Here is a 6,237-nt window from a genome sequence, read left to right on the forward strand (position 1 = left end):
TTTATCACGGCAACGTAAGGATGATGAAGGAAAAGGAACCGTGAGTAAAAAAATAAAGGGAGAAGTCGCAGTATACACTTTGACTTCCCCCCCTCGTTATAATTCAACCTGCTTGTGACTCCTACAAAATTTACTCTTAATTTCCCGCAGAGCTCACAGTGTATTCGCCCTCTTTAACATCCAGTTTTACAGATTCGCCTTTTTTGATGTTTCCGCGCAGGAGCGCTTCAGATAAGCGGTCCTCAACTTGTTTTTGCAGGGCCCGTCGAAGCGGACGCGCTCCGTATTCAGGGTCAAACCCTTCGTCGGCAATTTTAGCTTTCGCTTCTTCAGTTAACTCAAACTCAATGTCCTGCTCTCTAAGCCGCTTAGTAAGTTCATTAGCCATGAGTGAGACAATTTCTTTAATGTGTTCTTTTTCAAGGGAATGGAAGACAATAATTTCATCGATACGGTTCAGGAATTCAGGACGGAAACTTTTCTTTAGTTCGCCCATGACTTTCCCTTTCATATCTTTATAGTCCTGTCCGTCCCGCTGAGCAGTAAATCCTAAACTTTTCTCCTGTCGCAGCGTGCTCGCACCCACGTTTGAAGTCATAATAATCGCCGTATTCCTGAAATCTACCCTGCGGCCTTTTGAATCAGTCAGGAAGCCGTCTTCAAGGACTTGTAAAAGAATATTAAATACTTCCGGATGCGCTTTTTCAACTTCATCAAGAAGAATGACTGAGTAAGGTTTGCGCCGGACTTTCTCTGTTAACTGCCCGCCTTCTTCGTGGCCGACATAACCAGGAGGTGAACCGACAAGACGGCTTGTCGTATGTTTCTCCATAAATTCGGACATATCAATTCGGATAATGGCATCTTCATCACCGAATAAAGACTCCGCTACTGCCCTGGCGAGTTCTGTTTTACCAACCCCGGTAGGTCCAAGGAAAATAAATGAACCTATTGGACGTTTAGGGTCTTTAAGCCCTGCCCTTGCACGGCGAATAGCTTTTGAAACGGCCTGGACAGCTTCTTCCTGCCCGATGACACGGTTATGAAGAATTTCTTCCATTCTGAGCAGACGGTCTGTCTCTTCTTCGGCCAGTTTGCTGACTGGAATTCCCGTCCATGTAGATACAACGGAAGCAATATCTTCTGTAGTTACTTCAGAGTTCTCCTGACCCTGCTTTTCTTTCCATTCATTTTTCATAGATTGAAGCTCTTCCCGCAATTTCTGCTCTTTATCACGCAAGGAGGCTGCTTTTTCGAATTCCTGGCTTTGCACCGCTGCATCCTTTTCTTTACGGAGCTCTTCCAGGCTCTGCTCCTTTTCTTTCAGATTAGGCGGCGCTGTATAAGAGCGCAGACGAACCTTTGAAGCTGCTTCATCTATTAAATCAATCGCTTTGTCCGGAAGGAAACGGTCAGATATATAACGGTCGGACAACTGCACCGCTGCCTCAATCGCATCATCAGTAATTGTGACACGGTGGTGCGCTTCATACCGGTCTCTCAGGCCACTTAAAATCTGGATAGACTCATCACTAGTCGGTTCATCAACCTGAATCGGCTGAAAACGTCTTTCCAAGGCGGAATCTTTCTCAATATATTTACGGTATTCATCAAGAGTGGTAGCACCTATACACTGAAGTTCTCCCCTTGCCAGTGAAGGCTTCAGGATATTGGAAGCGTCAATGGCACCTTCTGCACCACCAGCTCCAATCAATGTATGAAGTTCATCGATAAACAGGACCACGTTCCCTGCCTGCCGGATCTCTTCCATAACTTTCTTCAACCGGTCTTCAAACTCCCCGCGGTATTTAGTTCCCGCTACTACAGTTCCCATATCAAGAGTCATTACCCGTTTATTTCGGAGTGTCTCAGGAACTTCGTTGTTAATAATCTGTTGAGCAAGCCCTTCTGCGATAGCTGTTTTACCTACGCCCGGCTCACCAATTAAAACAGGGTTGTTTTTAGTACGCCGGCTGAGAATCTGTATAACCCGCTCTATCTCCTTGGCACGGCCGATAACCGGGTCAATTTGATCTTCTTTGGCAATAGCGGTTAAATCACGGGCAAGACTGTCAAGTGTAGGCGTATTGGCATTAGCGGCTCCGGTACCTGCAGAAGACTGCTGCTGGCTGTTGGCAGACTCGCTTGAACCGAGCAGCTGCAGAACTTGCTGCCTTGCTTTATTCAGGCTGACACCCAAGTTATTTAAAACTCTGGCAGCCACCCCTTCTCCTTCCCTGATCAGTCCGAGAAGAATATGCTCTGTACCTACATAAGAGTGGCCAAGCTTTCTCGCTTCATCCATAGAAAGCTCAATAACTTTTTTAGCCCTTGGTGTATAATGAATTTGTTTTGTACTTTCTTCTCCGCGGCCAATCAGATTTTCAACTTCAGTCTGAATCTTTTCAGATCCAAGACCTAAAGCAGACAGTGCTTTAGCCGCAATCCCTTCTCCTTCACTGACTAAACCTAACAGAATATGTTCTGTGCCTATATTGCTGTGACCTAATCTTCCTGCTTCTTCCTGGGCCAGTGCTAAAACTTTTTGTGCGCGTTCAGTAAATCTTCCAAACATCATTTACTTACACCTCCATCTTATAATTAACCGTTTGTTTCAAGGTTAAATCTTTCTCTTATGACAGCGGCCCTTCGTTCATCCCTCTGTTCTGAGTTCAGCTTTTCCCCTGCATATTGCTGGAGAAAACCGGGCTGAGTCAAAATCATTAATTCGTTAAGAATCTTGCCATTTACATTTTTAATTAACCCCATATCAATCCCGAGTCTCACGTCCGACAGCCTTTGCATCGCTTCTTTTGATTCCATTCTTCTGCTGTAGGCAAGGATGCCGTAGGAACGGTAAATTCTATCTTCCAATTTATTTTGTGACTGTTCAAGCAGGGTTTTTCTTGCTGCTCGTTCCTGCTGGATAAGCTGTGTGACCACATTTCGTAAATCTTCTACGATATCTTTTTCCGATTTTCCGAGAGTCGTCTGGTTGGAAACCTGGAACAGGTTTCCCAGAGCTTCGCTGCCTTCGCCGTAAATACCACGTACGACAAGGCCCAGCTGGTTGATAGCCGGGAGAATTCGGTTCAGGTTTTTCGTGAGAACCAGTGCCGGCAAATGCATCATGACAGAAGACCTGAGGCCTGTGCCTACGTTCGTAGGACAGGTTGTTAAATACCCTCGTTTTTCATCAAAAGCGAAATCCAGTTTTTCTTCCATCCAGTCATCCATATCATTGGCATACTTAAGCCCTTCATCTAATTGGAAACCTGAAAGTAGACATTGAATCCGTAAATGGTCTTCTTCATTAACCATCACACTCAGGGACTCATCTTCACTGAGAAGCACAGCTCCCGCTTTAGAATCAGTTGCAAGGTTCGGGCTTATCAGATGCTTTTCCACCAGCACCCGCTTGTCATTAGCCTTTAGATCATTCATTTTAAGGAGTTCCAGCTGGCCAAACCTGCGGTGAGAGTGACCCGCAAATTTATCTTCAACCTTTCCGACAATCTTTTCAAGCTGTTCCTTATCAGCGAGAAGAGGATAAGTCACATCCTGCAGGTTTCGGGCGAGGCGAATACGGCTGCTTATAACAATATCTGCTTCCGGTCCTTCGTTTTTCATCCACGGACTGACTGCTTCATTAATAAAAGGCCCTAATGACATACTCACGCTCCCCCCTTGTTATTCAGGCTTTCTTCTAAAGAGCGGATACGGTCCCTCGTTTCAGCAGCTTTTTCAAACTCTTCCTGCTCTATCAGCTTTTTCATTTTCTCTTTTAAATTTTCAATTTCACGATGCACGTGCAAATCTTTGCCTTTCCGCTTCGGTATTTTACCGGAGTGTACCGAATTTCCCCCATGAATTCTTTTAAAAACCGGTTCTAATTTTTGGTTAAAAGTCCGGTAACAATCGGCACAGCCCAGCCTTCCCACTTTGGCAAACTGCTTGTATTCCATCCCGCAACTCGGGCATTTTAAGTCAGGCTGAGTTTTTTTATAAGGCTGAGATTGTGAAGCAGATAGTGATTGGCCTGCATCCAGAAGACCTGAAAGCAATTGGTGAATTGAAAAGTTGTTCGAACCCTGGAATTGGTCTCCTTTATCTTTGGCACACGTTTCACACACATGAATTTCAGTTTTTTCCCCATTGATGATTTTTGTGAAATGCAAGCTGGCCGGGCGTTCCTGGCACTCTTGGCAGAGCATATCATCCCCTCCTCATCTAAGGTTTATTAAACTCTTTATACTTCAGGGCAGTCAGCATAGCTTTTAACATTTGAGCCCGCAATTCGTCTCTGAACGGCAGTTTAATATGAATAACCTCTCTGTCCATCACGCTCTTCATAAGGTTTGCTTCCCTTTGCGTAACAGCTTCCTCCTCTAAAAGACGTGCAATCATATTATTAGCCGCGGTCTGGGTAACCCGGTTTCCGCTAAGTTCAATTAACTGGTCAAACAATGCGAGCTGATTATCTGCTTTGACTTTAATAATACGGATATAGCCTCCGCCACCCCGTTTGCTTTCGACCATATAGCCTTTCTCCACAGTAAACCTGGTGCGGATCACATAATTTATTTGAGAAGGAACGCAATCAAACTGCTCGGCTAACTCACTTCGTTTTACTTCAATAACCTCTTCTCTGTTTCCTTCTAAGATTGTCTTGAGGTAATGTTCAATCAGATCAGAAATATTCCTCACCGCATCCCCCTCCTTTGCCCGCAAAGCAGATGCTTTATGAATTTAATAAAACTCCGGATTGACTTTGACTATATTTGACTTTGTCTCTATTATATCGTTTTTTTAAAAAGGTGCAACTAATTTGATGTGCACCTTATTTATTTTCGTCAATCTCATTCGTTTTCATTCTATTCTTTCTCTATTAATACTTGTTTTACGAAAGGAAGCCTATGTAACTCATCCAGTACTGCATTAATTTCATTCTCATTTTTATATTCCACTAATAAACGATATTCAATCATTGGATTTTCGTTATAAATGTTTTGTTTATCCGTTTTCATACTATGAGTGCTAATATGATTGGCTTCCAGAATCTGTACCATTTCATTCAGCCGGCTATTTTCTTCGTTCACTAAAATGGTAAGTGTATTCTTCTTAAGATGTGTGCCTTTACGAAAACTTACTTTTCTAAGAAGGAATAAACTTAAAATCACAATAATTGTCGCTAATAAAGCCGCATCGAACATTCCGGCCCCAACTGTCAGGCCTATGCCTGCTACCACCCAGATGGAAGCTGCAGTCGTTAACCCCCGGACTGAGTATCCTTGGACTAAAATCGTTCCAGCTCCCAAAAAGCCGATTCCGGAAATGACATATGAAGCGAGACGGGAAGGATCATACCTGACCACTTCCGTGTTTGCAGCCAAATAATCCTGAAAACCGAAAAAAGCCAAGAGCATGACCAGACACGATCCCACACTCACTAACATATGCGTACGGAATCCAGCCGAGTGATGACTTATTTCTCTCTCAAATCCAATCATTCCCCCCAATAATGCTGCCACAAGCAGCCTCGTCGCCATAATAACTAATTCGTTATCTATTATTCCTGCCCACTCCATTTATGTTTCACTCCTAATAATTGTTGCAATATTTGAGCTATGGTTCATTATTATTCCACAGTAAACATTCAATACCCTTTAAAAAGTTATATAAATCATGGGTTTTAATTTATAGGGCGGGCTCTTACAGCGATAATTGGCGATTTGGGCAGTAATGGACGGCTTCAGAAACGATTTTTTATGGCCTATCGTGGAAAAGGAGGGGGTCTATCAGCGAAATTTGGGTTCTATCGGCGAAAATCGATGCTCAATCAGCGAAACGCCTGTCCAAAAGAAAAGTATCAGCTTTTAGCCGGAAAGGTTTTAGGTAATCCTTGAAAACACAAAAAAAGACATTCTCTTCTGAGAATGCCTTTGAGCCCAGCGACGTCCTACTTTCACAGGGGGAGAGCCCCCAACTATCATCGGCGCTGGAGAGCTTAACTTCCGTGTTCGGCATGGGAACGGGTGTGACCTCTCCGCGATCGTCACTGGACATATAAAGTTGAAAGGTCGTTGACCTCTCAAAACTGGATAACGTTTATGATGAATAAATCGTGTCTTATCCGAAGACATTTTGGTTAAGCCCTCGATCGATTAGTATCTCTCAGCTCCACATGTCGCCATGCGTCCACCCGAGACCTATCAACCTCATCTTCTCTGAGGGATC

Annotated in this window: 5 protein-coding genes and 2 rRNA genes; all 7 read right to left on the bottom strand. The window is 43.8% G+C overall.

The genetic code is table 11. The features are described from left to right. Positions 1-136 precede the first annotated feature (136 nt). Complete coding sequence (gene clpC / locus BMW59_RS12845) at positions 137-2,578, bottom strand: ATP-dependent protease ATP-binding subunit ClpC (protein WP_093052744.1); 2,442 nt, start codon at positions 2,576-2,578, stop codon at positions 137-139. Between the two features lie 23 nt (positions 2,579-2,601). Continuing rightward, positions 2,602-3,672, bottom strand: coding sequence for a protein-arginine kinase McsB (gene mcsB, locus BMW59_RS12850; RefSeq protein ID WP_093052747.1), 1,071 nt, complete (start codon positions 3,670-3,672; stop codon positions 2,602-2,604). Between the two features lie 2 nt (positions 3,673-3,674). Continuing rightward, positions 3,675-4,214 (bottom strand): protein-arginine kinase activator protein McsA, encoded by a 540-nt coding sequence (mcsA, locus tag BMW59_RS12855; protein ID WP_093052750.1) that lies wholly within the window; start codon positions 4,212-4,214, stop codon positions 3,675-3,677. 16 nt (positions 4,215-4,230) lie between these two features. Continuing rightward, a complete protein-coding gene (locus BMW59_RS12860) occupies positions 4,231-4,707 on the bottom strand; it encodes a CtsR family transcriptional regulator (RefSeq protein ID WP_093052753.1) in 477 nt (158 codons plus the stop codon). A gap of 167 nt (positions 4,708-4,874) precedes the next feature. Next, positions 4,875-5,588 (bottom strand): MgtC/SapB family protein, encoded by a 714-nt coding sequence (locus BMW59_RS12865; RefSeq protein ID WP_093052756.1) that lies wholly within the window; start codon positions 5,586-5,588, stop codon positions 4,875-4,877. Positions 5,589-5,946: 358 nt separating this feature from the next. Continuing rightward, positions 5,947-6,063, bottom strand: a 5S ribosomal RNA gene (gene rrf, locus BMW59_RS12870). 81 nt (positions 6,064-6,144) lie between these two features. Beyond that, positions 6,145-6,237, bottom strand: a 23S ribosomal RNA gene (locus BMW59_RS12875); the annotation flags it as partial.

It is taken from the genome of Salipaludibacillus aurantiacus, assembly GCF_900111295.1.
Taxonomy (GTDB): Bacteria; Bacillota; Bacilli; order Bacillales; family Salisediminibacteriaceae; genus Salipaludibacillus; species Salipaludibacillus aurantiacus.

Excerpts from the sequence above, each read along its gene's own strand:
- clpC (WP_093052744.1), bottom strand. The coding sequence starts at position 2,578 with ATGATGTTTGGAAGATTTACTGAACGCGCACAAAAAGTTTTAGCACTG.
- mcsB (WP_093052747.1), bottom strand. The coding sequence starts at position 3,672 with ATGTCATTAGGGCCTTTTATTAATGAAGCAGTCAGTCCGTGGATGAAA.
- mcsA (WP_093052750.1), bottom strand. The coding sequence starts at position 4,214 with ATGCTCTGCCAAGAGTGCCAGGAACGCCCGGCCAGCTTGCATTTCACA.
- BMW59_RS12865 (WP_093052756.1), bottom strand. The coding sequence starts at position 5,588 with ATGGAGTGGGCAGGAATAATAGATAACGAATTAGTTATTATGGCGACG.